At 62.4% G+C, this 16,646-nt stretch carries 13 protein-coding genes and 1 pseudogene; 9 read left to right on the forward strand and 5 right to left on the reverse strand.

All coding sequences use genetic code 11. The annotated features are described in order from the left end of the window. The first annotated feature begins 58 nt into the window (after positions 1–58). The 5 genes and pseudogenes from GYH35_RS12385 to GYH35_RS35425 all read left to right on the forward strand — a co-directional run. A complete protein-coding gene (locus tag GYH35_RS12385; protein ID WP_161828558.1) occupies positions 59–1,228 on the forward strand; it encodes an efflux RND transporter periplasmic adaptor subunit in 1,170 nt (389 codons plus the stop codon). Positions 1,229–1,250: 22 nt separating this feature from the next. Further along, positions 1,251–3,191, forward strand: a complete 1,941-nt coding sequence (locus GYH35_RS12390) for a MacB family efflux pump subunit (protein ID WP_161828559.1) — start codon at positions 1,251–1,253, stop codon at positions 3,189–3,191. A 5-nt stretch (positions 3,192–3,196) separates the two neighbouring features. Then, positions 3,197–4,564 (forward strand): efflux transporter outer membrane subunit, encoded by a 1,368-nt coding sequence (locus GYH35_RS12395; RefSeq protein ID WP_161828560.1) that lies wholly within the window; start codon positions 3,197–3,199, stop codon positions 4,562–4,564. A 131-nt stretch (positions 4,565–4,695) separates the two neighbouring features. Continuing rightward, positions 4,696–6,099 carry a chromate efflux transporter gene (gene chrA / locus GYH35_RS12400; RefSeq protein ID WP_202624271.1) on the forward strand — a complete coding sequence of 468 codons (1,404 nt, stop codon included), beginning with the start codon at positions 4,696–4,698 and terminating at the stop codon, positions 6,097–6,099. Positions 6,100–6,179: 80 nt separating this feature from the next. Next, positions 6,180–6,572 (forward strand): annotated as a pseudogene (locus tag GYH35_RS35425) (DUF305 domain-containing protein); the annotation flags it as partial. A 13-nt stretch (positions 6,573–6,585) separates the two neighbouring features. On the opposite strand, the gene wrbA reads toward GYH35_RS35425, so the two are convergent. The 3 genes from wrbA to GYH35_RS12420 form a co-directional block, all read right to left on the reverse strand. Then, positions 6,586–7,188, reverse strand: coding sequence for an NAD(P)H:quinone oxidoreductase (gene wrbA / locus GYH35_RS12410; RefSeq protein WP_161828561.1), 603 nt, complete (start codon positions 7,186–7,188; stop codon positions 6,586–6,588). A gap of 153 nt (positions 7,189–7,341) precedes the next feature. Beyond that, positions 7,342–9,309, reverse strand: a complete 1,968-nt coding sequence (locus GYH35_RS12415) for an acetyl/propionyl/methylcrotonyl-CoA carboxylase subunit alpha (protein WP_161828562.1) — start codon at positions 9,307–9,309, stop codon at positions 7,342–7,344. Between the two features lie 8 nt (positions 9,310–9,317). Continuing rightward, on the reverse strand, positions 9,318–10,922 hold the full coding sequence (locus GYH35_RS12420) for a carboxyl transferase domain-containing protein (RefSeq protein ID WP_161828563.1): 1,605 nt from the start codon (positions 10,920–10,922) through the stop codon (positions 9,318–9,320). An 86-nt stretch (positions 10,923–11,008) separates the two neighbouring features. Here GYH35_RS12420 and GYH35_RS12425 point away from each other — a divergent pair, with 86 nt between their 5' ends. From GYH35_RS12425 to GYH35_RS12440, 4 genes are all read left to right on the forward strand, one after another. Continuing rightward, positions 11,009–11,620, forward strand: a complete 612-nt coding sequence (locus GYH35_RS12425; RefSeq protein ID WP_161812143.1) for a TetR/AcrR family transcriptional regulator — start codon at positions 11,009–11,011, stop codon at positions 11,618–11,620. A 4-nt stretch (positions 11,621–11,624) separates the two neighbouring features. Further along, positions 11,625–12,044: a secondary thiamine-phosphate synthase enzyme YjbQ gene (locus GYH35_RS12430; protein WP_161812144.1), complete on the forward strand. Its 420-nt coding sequence runs from the start codon at positions 11,625–11,627 to the stop codon at positions 12,042–12,044. A gap of 139 nt (positions 12,045–12,183) precedes the next feature. After that, positions 12,184–13,401, forward strand: coding sequence for an MFS transporter (locus GYH35_RS12435; RefSeq protein WP_235936769.1), 1,218 nt, complete (start codon positions 12,184–12,186; stop codon positions 13,399–13,401). A gap of 14 nt (positions 13,402–13,415) precedes the next feature. Next, positions 13,416–14,228 carry an AraC family transcriptional regulator gene (locus tag GYH35_RS12440; protein WP_161828564.1) on the forward strand — a complete coding sequence of 271 codons (813 nt, stop codon included), beginning with the start codon at positions 13,416–13,418 and terminating at the stop codon, positions 14,226–14,228. Here GYH35_RS12440 and GYH35_RS12445 read toward each other — a convergent pair. After that, a complete protein-coding gene (locus GYH35_RS12445; RefSeq protein ID WP_235936770.1) occupies positions 14,197–15,360 on the reverse strand; it encodes an HD-GYP domain-containing protein in 1,164 nt (387 codons plus the stop codon). The two genes, GYH35_RS12440 and GYH35_RS12445, sit on opposite strands and share 32 nt — an antisense overlap. 251 nt (positions 15,361–15,611) lie before the next feature. Then, positions 15,612–16,469, reverse strand: a complete 858-nt coding sequence (locus tag GYH35_RS12450) for a S1 family peptidase (RefSeq protein ID WP_161812147.1) — start codon at positions 16,467–16,469, stop codon at positions 15,612–15,614. Positions 16,470–16,646: the final 177 nt, after the last annotated feature.

A 16,646-nucleotide genomic window follows, 5' to 3' on the forward strand; every position in this document is an offset into this window, starting at 1 on the left:
TCCACGTTTGCCGCCCATGCTGATTCCCATGAAAAACACGGGTGGCGAGGGCTGAGGCATGCAGCAGACAGGAAAATTCAGCGGCTGGCGCAAGCTGCCGGTGCCGGCGGTGCTGGTGGCCGCGGTGGTGGCCGGGGCCTGCCATTACATTGGCAAGGACGACGATGCCGGCATGCGCACGGTGGCCGTGACCCGGGGCGACCTGCAAAAGAGCATCACCGCCGTGGGTTCCATCGAGCCCAAGGATTATGTCGACGTCGGCACTCAGGTGTCCGGCCGCGTCATGAAGATCCACGTGCAGATCGGCGACCGCGTTTCCAAAGGCGATCTGATCGCTGAGATCGATCCCACTGTGTACGAGTCCACGGTTCGAAAGGACCGCGCGACGCTCGAGAATCTCAAAGCGCAGCTGGATCAGCAGCTCGCGGAGTCCGCACTCGCAGCCACCGAGTTGAAGCGCAATCAGGAAATGCGTGCGGCTGACGCGATCAGCCAGACGACCGTGGATCAGTCTGACGCGCAGGCCAAAGTCGCGAACGCCACGGTCGCCGCGACACGCGCTCAGATCAAAGCCGCCGAAGCCACGCTCGCGGGTGACCTCGCCAACTTGGGCTACACCAAGATCTATGCGCCGCTCGATGGCACGGTCGCATCGCAGACGACGCTTGAAGGCCAGACGGTGAATGCCTCGCAATCCGCGCCCGTCATCGTGCAGGTCGCAAACCTGGATGTGATGACGGCATGGGCGCAGGTGGCGGAAGCCGACGTGAGCCGCATCGCAGTGGGCATGCCGGCAACGTTCACGACCCTCGGCATGCCGGAAAAGAAGTGGCAGGGCAAGGTGCGTGCTGTATATCCAACGCCGGTCGTCGAGAACGATGTGGTGCTCTACAACGTGCTCATCGATGTGGACAACCACGAGAAGCTGTTGTTGCCGCAGATGACGGTGCAGGTGTTCTTCACCTTGGGTGAAGCAAAGGATGTGCCGCTCGCGCCGATCAATGCTCTGCAGGCGCAACGTGACGCCGGCGCGAATGTTTATAAGGCGAAGGTGCTGACCAACGACGGGGTCGTCGAGCGCGATGTGAAGGTGGGCCTCACCAATCGTTCGATGGCGCAGATCGTCTCCGGGCTATTGCCGGGTGATCAACTGGTGGTCGCGGCTGCGGTACCGCCGGCGGGCGGAGCTCCGCAAGGTGGTGGCCGACAGATGGGCCCGCGTCTCTAAAGCCGCACATCGGGAGAACACAATGGACGCCAATACCCCGTTGATTCGAGTCGTCGACGCAAGTCGCGTCTATGTCAGCGGCGACTCCGAGATCCGCGCGCTCGACCATGCATCGCTGGAAATCCGGCGCGGCGAGTTCGTGGCCATCATGGGCCAGTCGGGCTCCGGCAAGTCGACGCTGATGAACATCCTCGGCTGCCTGGATCGACCGAGCGCAGGCCGCTACGAGGTCAACGGCGTCGATGTGGGCAGCTTGAATCCCGATGAGCTGGCGGCCCTGCGTCGCGACACGTTCGGGTTCGTGTTCCAGCGCTACAACTTGCTGGCCACGGTCACGGCGGCGGAGAACGTCGAGCTGCCTGCGATCTACGCGGGCATGGCGCAGGACGAGCGCAGGCAGCGCGCGAAGAGCCTGCTCGCCAAGCTGGGCTTGTGCGAGCGCACGGATCATCGGCCGAATCAGCTGTCCGGCGGCCAGCAACAGCGCGTGTCGATTGCTCGCGCTTTGATGAACGATGCGGAAGTCATTCTCGCAGACGAGCCGACGGGTGCGCTCGATAGTCGCAGCGGCGCCGAAGTGATGGCGCTGCTCAAGCAACTGCACTCGGAGGGGCGCACGATCATCTTGATCACGCACGACGCCTCCGTCGCCGAGCATGCCGAGCGCATTCTGCATATCAAAGATGGGCGGATTGTCGATGACTCGGGCGTCAAACGTGCGGTTGCCGGCAAGTCCTCCGAGCGTGCTTCGGCCGCGGCGCATGCGAATTGGTTCGACGACCTGGAGGAGGCGGTCAAGATGGCCATGCGATCGCTTCGTGCCAACAAGTTCCGCAGCGCTCTGACGCTGCTCGGTGTGATGATCGGCGTCGCCGCCGTCGTGACCATGCTCGCCATCGGTAATGGCAGCAAAGAAGCCGTGATGAAGCAAATCTCGGCGATGGGCAGCAATCTGCTGCTCGTATTTCCTGGTGCGCCCGGCACGCGGCCGTCTGGTGACATCGCCACGCTGGTTCCCACCGATGCGGAGGCGATCTCCGAGCTGGACAACGTGGTCGCCGTGTCGCCGGAGCGACGGACGCGCGCCACGCTGCGTATGGGCTCGATCGACTATCAGAGCAACATCACCGGCGTGTGGCCGACGTATCAGGTGACGCAGAACTGGCCGATGGAGAACGGCACGTTCATCACGGACGAGGATGTTCGCAGCTATGCGACCGTGATCGTGATCGGCAAGACCGTCGCGAAGAATCTGTTCCCGGACGATGAGGATCCGGTGGGAGAGTTCGTGCTGGTGGGCAACACGCCGTTCGAAGTCATCGGTGTGCTCTCGACCAAGGGCGCGAATTCCTTCGGCTCCGACATGGACGACGCGGCGTTCGTGCCGCTGTCCACGGGCTTCAACCGGTTGTTCGGTCAGCAGTACCTCGGTTCGGTCAATGTGAAGCTGGCGTCGGATGAAAGGACGGCGGAGACGCAGGAGGAAATCCGTCAGTTGTTGATGTCCCGGCATCACCTCGAGGACTTCCAGATCCGCAGCACCAGCTCGTTCATGGCCGCGGCTGCGTCGACGCAGAACACGCTGACGTTGCTGCTCGGCTGCGTGGCGGCGATCTCGCTGATCGTTGGCGGCATCGGTGTAATGAACATCATGCTGGTCAGTGTGACCGAGCGGACTCGTGAGATTGGGGTGCGTATGGCGACTGGCGCGCGGGCCAGCAACATCCTGCTTCAGTTCAACACCGAAGCGTTGGTGGTTTGCGGCATCGGCGGCTTGATCGGAGTTGCGCTCGGCTTCTCGGCGGGCTTCATCGCGCGAGCTTTGGGAACGAACGTCGCTTTCACGCCGACGCCTGCTTTGCTGGCGCTTGCTTCAGCGCTGCTCACTGGCGTGCTGTTCGGATATCTGCCGGCGCGGAAAGCGGCCTACATGGATCCCGTCGTCGCCCTGGCATCGGAGTAATGAACATGAGTACTTATTTGAAGCGGGCTGTGGCGGTTGCGGTGCTTGGAGTTCTCGCCGGCTGCAGCCTGACGCCGACGTATGAGCGGCCGAGCGCTGATTTGCCGGAGTCATGGGTGGATCAGGCGGTCGCGGCGACGAGTGATTCGCCGAGCGAGTGGAATGATCTGTTCAAAGATGCGGAGCTGCAGCAGCTGATGTCTGAAGCGCTCGCTGCGAATCACGATCTCGCGGCGGCGGCGACCCGCATCGAGCAGGCGAAGGCGACGGCAAAGATGGCGAGCAGCCGGCTGGTGCCGTACGCGACGATGTCGGTCGGCGGCTCGCGGCAGAAAGAGTTGAATGGCGCGCGGTCACTGGCGTCGTCGGATGATTCGCAGCTGTCGGTGAGTTATGAGCTGGATCTGTGGGGCGGAAACCGAGCGAACGTGCAGGCGGCTGCGGCCCGCGTCGCGGCTCGCGAATATGATATGGAGTCGACGCGGCTGGTGTTGCAGGCGGATGTGGCTTCCTATTATTTCCAGACGCTGGCGTTGAAGGATCGGCTGGCCATTGCGCAGAAGAATCTCGAGGCGGCGCGGTCGCTGATGTCGCTGGTCGAAGTTCGCTACGACAAAGGTGCGGCGAGCGGTTTGGATGTCGCTCAGCAGCGCACGGCGTTGTTGAACATCGAGGCTGAGGTGCCTCAATTGCAGCAGAGTCTGACGGAGACGCAGAGCGCGCTGGCCTTGCTGCTCGGTCGCGTGCCGCAGGACTTCACTGTTCGAACTGAAACGCTTGCGGATACGCAGTTGCCTTCGATTGCGGCGGGTCAGCCTGGCGATCTATTGCAGCGTCGGCCTGATGTGCGCGCGGCTGAAGCGGACTTGGTTGCGGCGAACGCGGATATCGGCGTGGCGCGGGCGGCGCTGTACCCGAACATGGAATTGAGTGCGACAGGTGTGGTGACGAACTGGCTGACGGGCGGGTCGGCATCCGTTGCATCGCTTGCCGCGTCACTCACACAGGTCTTGTTTGATGGCGGCGAGTTGCGGGGTCAGGTGCAGTTGGCCGATGCGAGCCGTCGCGAGTTGGTGGAGACATACCTGCAGACGGTGCTGACAAGTGTGAAGGAAGTGAATGACAGCCTGAGCGCGGTGTCGACGGCGGATCAGCGCACGTTGTTGCTGACTCAGACGGTCGAGCAGGCGCAGCTGGCGCTTCGGCTCGCGACGACGAGATATCAGGCAGGGTCGGATGACTTGCTGACCGTGCTTGAAAGCCAGACCTCGCAGCTCAACGCCGAAGACTCACTGGTGCAGGCTAAGCTGACGCGCGTAAATGCATCGATCACGTTGTTCAAGGCGCTCGGCGGTGGGTGGTCGGCTATCTGACCGGACCGGAGGCGTTGTGACTCGCGCCGCCGGGAGGGAGATGTGTCCTCCCGGCACCGGGCGGAGGTAACATGCTGGTCACATGTGGATTACGCTTGACCACCTGTCATCCGTGGCTCTAAATCCCGGCGGTGAGCATCACCACCGATACCGTCTCCGATTCTCCTCCCGCGGCGAACCCTCCGAGAACGGTCTCGTTCTCCGAGGCGCTCAAAGTCTGGTCTCGTATCGGCTGGCTCAGCTTCGGCGGCCCGGCGGGGCAGATCGCGCTCATGCATCGTGAGCTGGTGGAGCAGCGGCGGTGGATCAGTGAGTCTCGATTTCTTCACGCCTTGAACTACTGCATGTTGCTGCCCGGTCCCGAAGCGCAGCAGCTCGCGACCTACATCGGCTGGCTGATGCATCGAACCTGGGGCGGGATCGTCGCCGGTGGGTTGTTCGTCCTGCCGGGCGTCATCGCGATGTTGCTGCTGAGCTGGCTGTACGTTCGCTATGCCGATGTCGCGGCGATGACGGTTGTGTTCTTCGGGCTCAAGGCAGCCGTACTTGCCATTGTCGTCTCCGCCGTCCTGCGCATTGGCAGTCGGGCGCTGAAGAACAGCTTCATGGTCGGCATTGCCGCGGCGGCATTCATCACGATCTGGGCGTTTCATGTGCCGTTTCCGTTAGTCGTACTCGGCGCGGCCCTGATCGGATTCTTCGCAAAGAAGTACGTAGCGGGCAACTCGCATGGTTCGGCGTCTGACATCAGCGATGATGGCGAGTACATCGTCGACCGCATGCAGGCCGACGGCCACCTCTCTCACGCGCAGCCCTCGACGCGTCGCGCCGTTGTCGTAACGATTACCTGCCTCGCCTTGTGGCTGGCCCCGGTCGCGGCAGTGGCGGTGTGGTTGGGGTCGCAGCACGTCCTGGTGAAAGAGGGCGTGATGTTCAGTCAAACCGCGGTCGTCACATTCGGCGGCGCGTACGCCGTGCTTGCGTACGTGGCGCAACGAGCCGTCGAACATCTTCAATGGCTGCAGCCGGGAGAAATGATCGATGGCTTGGCGCTCGCCGAAACGACGCCCGGGCCGTTGATCATGGTGCTGCAGTTCGTCGGCTTCCTCGCTGCGTATCGTTTCGCGGAACCACTGAATCCGTGGGTGGCCGCGACGCTCGGAGCGCTACTGACCACTTGGGTCACGTTCCTGCCTTCGTTTCTATTTATCTTCCTGGGCGCACCCTATATGGAATCGCTGCGTCGCCATCGCGGCTTGAACGCGGCGCTCTCCTGCGTCACCGCGGCCGTCGTCGGTGTGATCCTGAACCTGTCGATCTGGTTTGCGATTCACACGCTGTTCGGCAAAGTGAATCGCATCGACGCCGGCCCGATGCGGCTCGACGTGCCGGAGTGGACAACTATCGAGCCGGGTGCGGTGCTGCTGAGCCTGGCCGCGTTCATCGCATTGGCGCGTTACAAGCTCAGCATGGTGTGGGTGCTGGTGGGTTGTGTGCTCGCCGGGGCGGCGTATTGGTGGATTCGCTACGGTTAAAGCATCATTGGTACACCTGTCCCGTATTGCGATTGGGTAGCACTCATGTCGGACTGGCCCCGGACAAACGGAGGTTCGACATGGCGCAGTCCTCTCATCCCGGTCATCACGAACACGGCGGGAGCTCAGGCCGTCCCTATCTGATGATCTGGATCAACATGGCGCTGGGTTTGATTGTGATGTACGTCGTGATGTTCTCGATGATCGACCGAGGCCATGACTTCCGGAACAATCTCAACATGTTCTACATGGCGGTGACCATGTGGGCGCCGATGGGGATCTTCATGCTGGCGACCATGCCGGGCATGTTTCCTCGAAAGCAGTTGAATATCGCGCTCTACGTCGGATTCATCGTCCTCACGGTCGCTTCATATGTCGCGACACGCGCGCAGGCGCTGATCGATGACCGACAGTTCATCAGTTCAATGATCCCTCACCATTCGGGCGCCATCCTCATGTGTCGAGAAGCCGAGAAGCCGTTGAGCGCTAGCGCCCCGCAACCTTCGCTGCGATCTCCGCGACGTGCTTGCCCTGATAGCGCGCACCCTCTAGCTCGATTTTCGACGGCTGGCGGCTGCCATCCGTGCCTGCGATTGTCGACGCGCCATAGGGGGAGCCGCCCATGACTTCGCTGACGCCCATTTGTCCCTGATAAGAGTAGGGCAGGCCGACGATGATGAAGCCCAGGTGCAACAGCACGGGGTGGAACGTCAGGATGGTCGACTCCTGACCGCCGTGCTGAGTGTTGGATGACGAGAACACCGAGCCGACCTTGCCGACCAGAGCGCCTTTGAGCCACAGCGACCCGGTCTGATCGATGAAGGTCTTCATCTGCGCCGTCATGTTGCCGTAGCGGGTGCCCGTGCCGAAGATGATCGCGTCGTATTGCGGCAGCTCGTCGACGGTGGCGATCGGTGCGGGCTGGTCCAGTTTGAAGCCGGACTTGCGTGCCACATCTTCGGGCACAGTTTCTGGGACGCGTTTGACCGCCACTTCAGCGCCAGCGGAGCGAGCGCCCTCGGCGACTGCATTCGCCATCTGTTCGATGTGGCCATACGAGGAGTAGTAAAGCACCAGGACCTTTGCCATGACGTTCTCCGAGCCGACGCGAGACCCGTGGAACGCAAGGCCCGCTCATTGGTTCCAGTGTCGGCGATGGCACATACGTATGGCATGTACGGCCGTGCGGTTATTCGGACGTGGGGCAGCGATTGCCGCCCCGGCCGCATCGATGCTTCGTCGTCAGGCGCTGGCCTGGAAGTCCACCAGCGGCACGCCTTCCTTCACTTGATCGCCGGCATTGCAAAGGTAGCTCACCAGCTTGCCCTTGCTCGGCGCGAACACGGTCAGCTCCATCTTCATCGCTTCCATCACGAGCAGCGGCGCGCCCTTGTCGATTTCCGCGCCGGGCTCAGCGAGCAGGGCGATGATCTTGCCTGGCATCGGAGCGGTCAGTCCGCCCTGAGCTTCTTCGGTTTCGCCGGCGTGAACGAGCGGGTCGACGTAGGTCAGCGCGTGCTGTTGGCCGCGCAGGAACACGTGCATCTGCTCGCCGGATTTCACGACGGCGGTGTTGATGTGACGCTGACCAATCGTGATGCGCAGATCCGAATCCGACGTGCGTTGGACGCGCGCAGGCTCGTCGTCGATGACGTAGCCGCTCGCTGTGTAGCGAACTGAAACGGAAGCGCTCTGTTCGCCGGCGGAGAACTGCAACGCCCGGTTCTGCGTGCCGTTGATGCGCCAGCCGTCGGTGACGCTCCACGGAGAGTTCGACTGCGCCGTCTGCTCGCGCTCGGCAGCGAGTTGCGCGAGTGCGGCGACCTCGAAGATTTCCTTCGGCAGCTCGGCAGCCGCCGGAATCAACGTGGCCCGTTCGCGCTCGATCAGGCCCGTATCGACGCGACCTTCGCGGAACGCCGCGTGCCCGACCAGCCGCGACAGGAAATTCACATTGTGACCGACGCCAACGATGCGCGTTTCCGCCAACGCGCCGAGCATGCGCTCGATCGCAGCCTCACGAGTGCGATCCCAAACGATCAGTTTCGCGATCATCGGGTCGTAGTGCGGCGTGATCTCATCGCCTTGCTCGACGCCTGTGTCGAGCCGCACATGAGCGGAAGGCGCCGGCGTCTTGAAGTAGGCGAGCCGACCCACCGAAGGCAGGAAGCCTTTCTCGGGCTCCTCGGCGTAGATACGGACTTCAATGGAGTGTCCGTTCAGCGGCACCCGATCTTGCGTCAACGGCAAGTCTTCGCCGGCGGCGACGCGCAGCTGCCATTCGACCAGATCGAGGCCGGTGATCATTTCGGTGACCGGATGCTCGACCTGCAGGCGCGTGTTCATTTCCATGAAATAGAAGTTGCCCTGCGAGTCGGCGATGAACTCGACAGTGCCGGCGCCGACATAACCGACGGCGCGCGCGGCGTCACAAGCGGCTTTGCCCATCGCCGCACGCTGAGTGGCATTCACGCTGGGAGCCGGCGCTTCTTCGACCACCTTTTGATGGCGACGCTGGGCTGAGCAGTCGCGCTCGTTGAGGCTGATCGTGTGGCCGGCTTGGTCGGCGAACACCTGGATCTCGATGTGGCGCGGCTGGAGCAGATACTTTTCGATGAGGACGTTGTCGTCGCCGAACGATGTACGAGCTTCGCGCTGACATGAAGCGAGCGCGGCGGCGAACTCATTCGGTGCGTTGACGACGCGCATGCCTTTGCCGCCGCCGCCCGCGGACGCCTTGATCAGCACGGGATAGCCGATGCGATCAGCCTCACGCTGCAATAACGCCGGATCTTGATCGGCGCCGTGATAGCCGGGCACCAATGGTACCTTGGCCTGTTGCATGAGCGCCTTGGCGGCGGACTTCAAACCCATCGCACGAATGCTCTTCACCGGCGGGCCGATGAACACGATCCCATTCTCTTCGCAGGCGTGCGCGAAGCTCTCGTTCTCGGAGAGGAAGCCGTAGCCGGGATGCACGGCCTGCGCGCCGGATTGTTTGCAGATTTCGATGATGCGGTCGATGCGGAGATAGCTCTCGCGCGAGGCGGCCGGACCGACGCAGTAGGCCTCATCGGCAAGCCGGACGTGGCGCGCGCCGGCGTCGGCTTCGGAATAAACGGCGACCGTGCGGATGCCCAGCTTGCGACAAGTGGCGATGACCCGGCATGCAATCTCGCCGCGATTGGCGATCAGGATTTTTCTGAACATACTTTTCCTTACATGCGGAACACGCCGAAGCGCGTGTCGCTCACCGGCGCATTGGCCGCAGCCGCGAGACCGAGACCCAGCGTGCGCCGCGTTTGTGCCGGATCGACGATGCCGTCGTCCCAGAGCCGCGCGGTGGCGTAGTAGGCACTGCCTTGCGCGTCGAACTGCGCCTTGGTCGGCGCTTTGAACGCTTCTTCCTCGGCCGCGCTCCACTGTTTGCCTTGAGCTTCGAGCGCGTCACGACGCACCGTCGCGAGCACATTGGCCGCTTGCTCGCCGCCCATCACCGAGATCTTCGAGTTCGGCCAGGTCCACAGGAAGCGAGGCGAGTAGGCGCGACCACACATGCCGTAATTGCCGGCGCCGTAGGAGCCGCCGATCAACACCGTGAACTTCGGCACTTGCGCCGTCGCAACCGCCGTCACCATTTTGGCGCCGTGACGAGCGATGCCTTCGTTCTCGTACTTGCGGCCGACCATGAAGCCGGTGATGTTCTGCAGGAACACCAACGGAATGCGACGCTGACAGCACAGCTCGATGAAGTGCGCCGCTTTTTGCGCGGACTCGGAGAACAGCACGCCGTTGTTGGCGATGATGCCCACCGGGTAGCCATACACATGCGCGAATCCCGTGACGAGCGTGGTTCCGAAGCGCGCTTTGAATTCGTCGAACCGTGAACCGTCGACGATGCGAGCAATCACTTCACGCACATCGAAGGGCTTGCGAGTATCGGCCGGGATGACGCCGTACAGTTCTTCGGGATCGTACAGAGGATCCTCGACGGACTGAGGCTGAAACAACGTATCGCGAGGGCCGAGGTTGCCAACGATGCGTCGAACGAGCGCGAGAGCGTGATGATCGTTCTCGGCGAGATGATCGGCGACGCCGGAGATCCGAGTGTGCACGTCGCCGCCGCCCAGGTCTTCAGCGCTCACGACTTCACCCGTGGCGGCTTTCACCAGCGGCGGGCCGCCCAGGAAGATCGTGCCTTGGTTGCGAACGATCACGGCTTCGTCGCTCATCGCCGGCACATACGCACCGCCAGCAGTGCACGAGCCCATCACGCAGGCGATCTGCGGGATGCCGAGGGCGGACAGGTTCGCCTGGTTATAGAAGATGCGACCGAAATGTTCCTTGTCCGGGAACACTTCATCCTGCATGGGCAGGAACGCGCCGCCAGAGTCGACGAGATACACGCAAGGCAGGCGGTTCTCACGCGCGATCTCTTGAGCGCGCAAATGTTTCTTTACGGTGATCGGATAGTAAGTGCCGCCTTTGACTGTTGCGTCGTTGCCAACGATGACGCATTCGCGCCCATTGATACGGCCGACGCCAGCGACCGCGCCCGAGCTCGCGACTTCGCCGCCATACATGCCGTAGGCGGCGAGGGCGGAGAGCTCGAGGAAGGGCGTGCCCGGATCGAGCAGCAGGTCGATACGATCGCGGACCAGGAGCTTGCCGCGGGAGGTGTGCTTCTGCCGGGCACTTTCGGAGCCGCCCAAGGCGACCGTCGCGGTCCGGTCGCGCAATTCATCGACGAGTGCGCGCAGGGCGGCACTGTTGGCGCGGTATTCGTCGCTGCTGGTCCGCAGCTTGGAAGTAATGACGTTCATGAAGGGCATTGTAGGAGGGGTCGGCCAAGAAGTGAATCGGGATTCACAAAAAAAATCGACGTTCACTTCATGCTAGGATCCGGTCCGTGAGCTACAAGCGATCCTTCCTGATGGAGGAGCGCCTGGCCGATAACCGCCAGCGCATCCTCAAGGCGGCGCGCGCCCTGGTTGCCGAGGGCGGGTTCAATCACGCCTCCATTGCCGCGGTGGCCGCGAGTGCCGGGATGTCCGCCGGGGCCATCTATCGTTACTTTCCGTCGAAATCGGCGCTATTCGTCGAAGTGCTGACCAGCGCCATCGATCACGAGATCGCGATCCTGCAGGCCATCGTGCAGGGGGAAGGCGATGTGACGGCGCGGCTGCGCGCCTGCGTGGAATCGTTTGCGAACCGCGCGCTCGAGGGGCCGTATCTGGCTTATGCCTTCATCGCCGAGCCGGCCGAGCAGGAGGTCGACGAGGCTCGCTTGCTCGGTCGCATTCGATTCGGCGAGGTGTTCAAGTCGTTGTTGATCGAGGGCATCGAGAAGCGGGAATTCCCGGCTCAATCCATCGATATCGGCGCGGCCTGCATCGTCGGCGCATTCACCGAAGCGTTGGTCCGACCGATCGCGCCCCGAGCCAAGCGGGACGGGCGCGCGGAACTGGTGGAGGGCATCGTGGCGTTCTGTTTACGGGCCGTCGGTGCAAAGATTTTCTAAAGTCATGCGTCAGTTCACCCAGGTTCTTTCGATTCGCACGACCAGGCGCGGCTTGGTGGAGTTCACGCGCGAAGTTCGAGCGTGGGTGGACGCTCAGCATGTCACCACCGGATTGCTGACGATCTTTTGCAAGCACACCTCGGCGTCATTGCTGATCCAGGAGAATGCGGCCCGCGAGGTGCGCACCGATCTGGAAGCCTTTTTCGAGCAGATCGCGCCGGAAGATCCGGACCGCTATGAGCACGACGACGAAGGTCCCGACGACATGCCGGCTCATCTGCGCACGGCATTGACCCAAGTGCAGTTATCCATCCCCGTGCTTGATGGCGAGCCGGCGCTCGGCACCTGGCAAGGCATCTACCTGTTCGAGCATCGCCAGCGGCCGCATCAGCGGGAAATCGTGCTGCATCTGTTGGGCGAGTAGCCGACCCAAGTCGCCTTGTCGCTTTCTCGACGAAAGGTGTCGATCTTGTTAGGGACGCCGCGTCACGGACTGCTTACACTTGCCTCCGATCCGCCTCCGGGCAGTGCCGTCCGGAGCGATTCTCCCTGGGAGCATCCTTTTGAATTCTTCGGCCGAGGCTCGCGATCCTGCCAGCTGGCGGGACGAGACCGCTTTTCCCGTGATCATTGCGATCAGCTGCTGCCACTTGTTGAACGACACGATGCAGTCGCTGTTGCAAGGCTCGTATCCCGCGCTCAAGGCGAGCCACCACCTGACGTTCGCGGAGCTGGGCTGGATCTCGCTGGCGTATCAGCTGACGGCGTCGATGCTTCAGCCGGTCGTCGGTTATGTCGCCGACCGCCGGCCCGCGCCGTTCTCGCTGCCGGCGGGCACGTTGTTCACGGCGCTGGGATTGCTGGTGATCTCGCTGGCAAGCAACTTCGAATGGCTGCTGGCTGGCGCGGCGATGCTTGGCATGGGCTCTTCGGTATTTCACCCTGAGGCCTCACGCGTTGCTCGCATGGCAGCGGGCGGCCGGCATTCGCTAGCGCAGTCCTTGTTTCAATTGGGCGGCAACGCCGGCCAGGCCATCGGTCCGTTGTTTGCGGCGCTGGTGGTCGTGCAGTGGGGGCAGTCGAGTCTCGGCGCGTTTGCGCTCGTGACGCTGGTATCGACGGTCATCCTTTGGAACGTGGGCGTTTGGTACAAGCACCATGGATTGCCCCGATTGCAGCGGGCGCATGCGCCACGCAAGCAGGATTCGCCCATTCCTCGGGCGACCGTCGTGCGCGGCATGACCATCCTGCTGCTGCTGATCTTTTCCAAGTATGCCTACATGTCGAGCCTGACCAACTACTACACGTTCTATCTCATCGAGCGTTTCCAGATGGGCGTCGTCGAGGCTCAGGTGCATTTGTTCCTGTTCCTGGGCTCGATCGCGGTGGGCACGCTGCTCGGCGGATACTTCGGCGATCGTTTCAGTCGCAAGGCGGTGATCCAATTCTCGGTGCTCGGCGCGTTGCCGTTCACGCTCATGCTGCCGTTCGTGAGCCTGGCGTGGACCGAAGTGCTCACCGTGGTGATCGGGCTCACGATTGCGTCTGCGTTCCCGGCCATCGTCGTGTTCGCACAGGAGCTGTTGCCGACGCGCGTCGGCATGATGTCCGGATTGATGTTCGGTTTCTCGTTCGGCATCGGCGGCCTGGCCGCGGCGTCGTTCGGACATCTGGCGGACGTTTACGGCATCGCGCTGGTGTACAAGATCAGCGCTGTGCTGCCGTTGCTCGGCGTGCTGTCCCTGTGGTTGCCCGATTTACAGCGGGCTAAAGCCGCTTAGCAATGAGTGCGTGCATGCCCGTCAACGGCTCGGCCTGGGCGATCGTGCGGAAACTGGAGGAGAGTCCGCAGCCGATCGTCGCGTTCGCGCGCGATTATCCGGCCGGTTATTTGATCGAGCGCCATCAGCACGACCGGGCGCAGCTCATCCATGCGTCGGCCGGCATCATGCGAGTCGATACGCCGAGCGGGATCTGGGTTGTGCCGCCGATGCGTGCGATCTGGGTGCCGTCGCAAGTGCCTCATGAGATCCGCGCGAACAGCGCAGTGAAGATGCGCACGTTGTTCTTCCGTCCCGATGCACGGAGCGATTTGCCCACGGACTGCTGCGTCATCGAAGTTACGCCGCTGCTTCGTGAAATGATTCTGCGAATGGTGGCGCTTACTGAAGCCGAGCCTCGGGTGCCGCCATCGGTACATCTGATCGAATTGATTCTGAGCGAGATCCGTGAGATCGGCACGTTGCCGCTGCATATTCCGATGCCGGAAGACACTCGCGTGCGTCGTATTTGCCAGGCGATCCTGCAAGATCCTGCGGATTGCAGGACGAGCGCGGAGTGGGGCGCGACGGTGGGCGCGAGCTCACGCACGCTCGAGCGTTTGTTTCACAAAGAGACGGGGATTACGTTCGGCTCGTGGCGCCGGCAAGCGCGATTGCTGGCGGCGATGACGCAGCTTGCGGCGGGCCGGCCAGTGGGGAATGTGGCCGGCGATCTCGGTTACGACAGTCCGAGCGCCTTCACTGCGATGTTCAAGCGGGTGTTGGGCCACCCGCCGAGTCAGTTCTGTCCGTCACTCACGCAACGTGAGTTGCCCACAGATCGTTGAGATAGCCGAAGCTCCAGTTCTCAGGCGGCTCGCGCGCCACGATCTTGTCGGTGACGTGCGATTCGGTCAGGTCCACCAGCTTCGGCTCGAACGGCATGCCCGACTTGGTGGAGAAGAACAGCTTCACTTTCGGCGCGGTGAGCCTGGTGGGATTCTGTTCCACGACCACGCCCAGCTTGCCGGACGCCATGCGCACCAGCGAGCCGACCGGATAGATGCCGATGGTCTTGATGAACGTCTGCAGGACCATCGAATCGAAATGACCTTCCCACGACGCCATGCGCGCGACCGATTCGGCCGGATCCCAGCCGGCTTTGTAAGGCCGGTCTGAAGTGACGGCATCGTAAACGTCGCAGACCGCGCTCATGCGGGCGATCAAAGAAATTTTGTCGGCGCTCAGCGCGTCGGGATAACCCTTGCCGTCGATGCGCTCGTGATGATGACGCGCGACATCGAGCACGCGCTCGTTGTTGACGCCGCTCTCGAGCAGCATCTCGTGGCCGCGCACCGGATGCGACTTGATGATGGTGAACTCTTCGTCGGTGAGCTTGCCAGGCTTGTTGATGATCTCTTGCGGCATCACCGCCTTGCCGAGATCGTGCAGCAGCCCCGCCATGCCGGCATCGCGCAATGTCGGCTCATCGAGGCCGAGCTGCTTGCCGAGCGAGACCATCAGCGCGCACACCGACACCGAATGCATGTAAGTGTATTCGTCGGCGGTTTTCAGTCGGCACAGGCTGATCAGTGCGTGGGAGTTGCTGTCGACGGAATCGACGATGTCATTGACCAGCGGCGCACAGTCGCTGGTGTTGACGGCGTTGCCCATGCGCGCTTCGGCGAACAGCGAGTTGACCGCCTGCTTGGAGCGCTTCAACACATTGGCCGCGTTGTGCAACTCGTCGCCCATGGAGCGCCGGACTCTGGGTTTCGACGCCGGCGGAGCGCTCGGAACGATCTCGATGATCGGAGTCTCGGCCTTGGGGCGCGCAACGTCGAGCCCCTTGGAAGTATCGATCCAGCATTCGGCGAGGCCGGAGCTTTTCAGCCGGGCCAGCGACTCCGCATCCACCAGGAAGCGGGTTTTCCAAAAGGAATGTTTTAGCCACGGTCCCTCGACCGAAGCCACGAACATCCCGGTTCGAACTTCAGATATGGCGATTTTTTTCAGCATTGGCCTCAGGGCGGCAACGAGTCGCCGCCGCGCGTTATCCGTCGTCTGATGACCTGCATCGGCAGGCGACGCGGAAAAATTACGGTGATCCCGTAGCGGATTTTGAGAGGTCCGTCGCAAAGCGGACGCGGCGACGGCAAACGAGCAAGCGGGCCCGCGAACGTTCAGGGCTTCCCCGAGCGGCGGGCCCGCCCAATCGATTAACTAGTCGATCAAGGCAGCGGAACGACGCTCACCGTTTCGCCCTCGGGCACGTTGGCGAGAATAAACTCAATCAACTCGGCCTGGTCGGTGCGGTACGAGAAGTCGACGCCGGCGCAGACGTTGCTGGACAGACCGAACGACGTAATGCCGACGATCAGGTTGGAGCTCGAGCTGCCGTAGAACACCGGCCCACCGGAATCGCCGAAGCAGGTGCCGCCGCCGATGCCGGGGTTGTTCGTGGTCTGCAGATTGAAGCCGCCGTTGAGTGCACTCCGCAGATTCACCAGCCGTGAGGAAGCCATGAGGCGCTCGCGGAACGAGATCGTTTGTGCCGGATTCGTGTAGGTCAGGCCGTAGCCGCTCACCGTGAAATCGATGGCTTGATGGCCACGCCGGGTGGCCAGCGCGTCGAGCGAGCCCGCCGTCGCGAGTACGCCGTATTCGCTCAGGTTGATGGGCTCATCCAGGATGAGCAGCGCCGCGTCGCGTGTATTTGGCAAGGGCTCCGGATAACCATAGCTGATCAGCTCGCTGGAGGTCGTACAGGGCTGGGTCAGACAGGTTTCCGGATAGCCCGTGACGGGATCGACTTCGGTCTCCGGATCGTAGTTCGCCCCCGCATCCTGCTGGAAATAAACCCGCGCGCTCGCCGCGCCTTCGATGCAGTGTCCGGCTGTTAGAAACAATGACGGCGACAACAGCGAGCCGGAACAGCGACCGATGAACTCGCCGGCCTCGTCATAGAACACCGCGAGCCCCACGAATGGATGCTCAAAGTCTTTGACGTATTTCCCCGTGATCGCCTGCGCCGGACTCGAGGCCAGCGCCGCGAGCAGCACAATGGTAAGTAGGTGGATCTTGCGCACGACTCGTTCCCCCTCGGTTGTGATAGCAGCGAATATGAGCTGGGGAAAAATCTACCTGCAAGTAGCGGTTCTCCACATGGCTGAAGCGAGGATGGAAGCTATGATGCATAGCTGCTCGTACCGAGAAATGTCGAAGAGCGCTTGTATACATTGGTACGATGCCCGGCATGGCTGAAG

Source organism: Steroidobacter agaridevorans, from assembly GCF_009932555.1.
Taxonomy (GTDB): domain Bacteria; phylum Pseudomonadota; class Gammaproteobacteria; order Steroidobacterales; family Steroidobacteraceae; genus Steroidobacter; species Steroidobacter agaridevorans.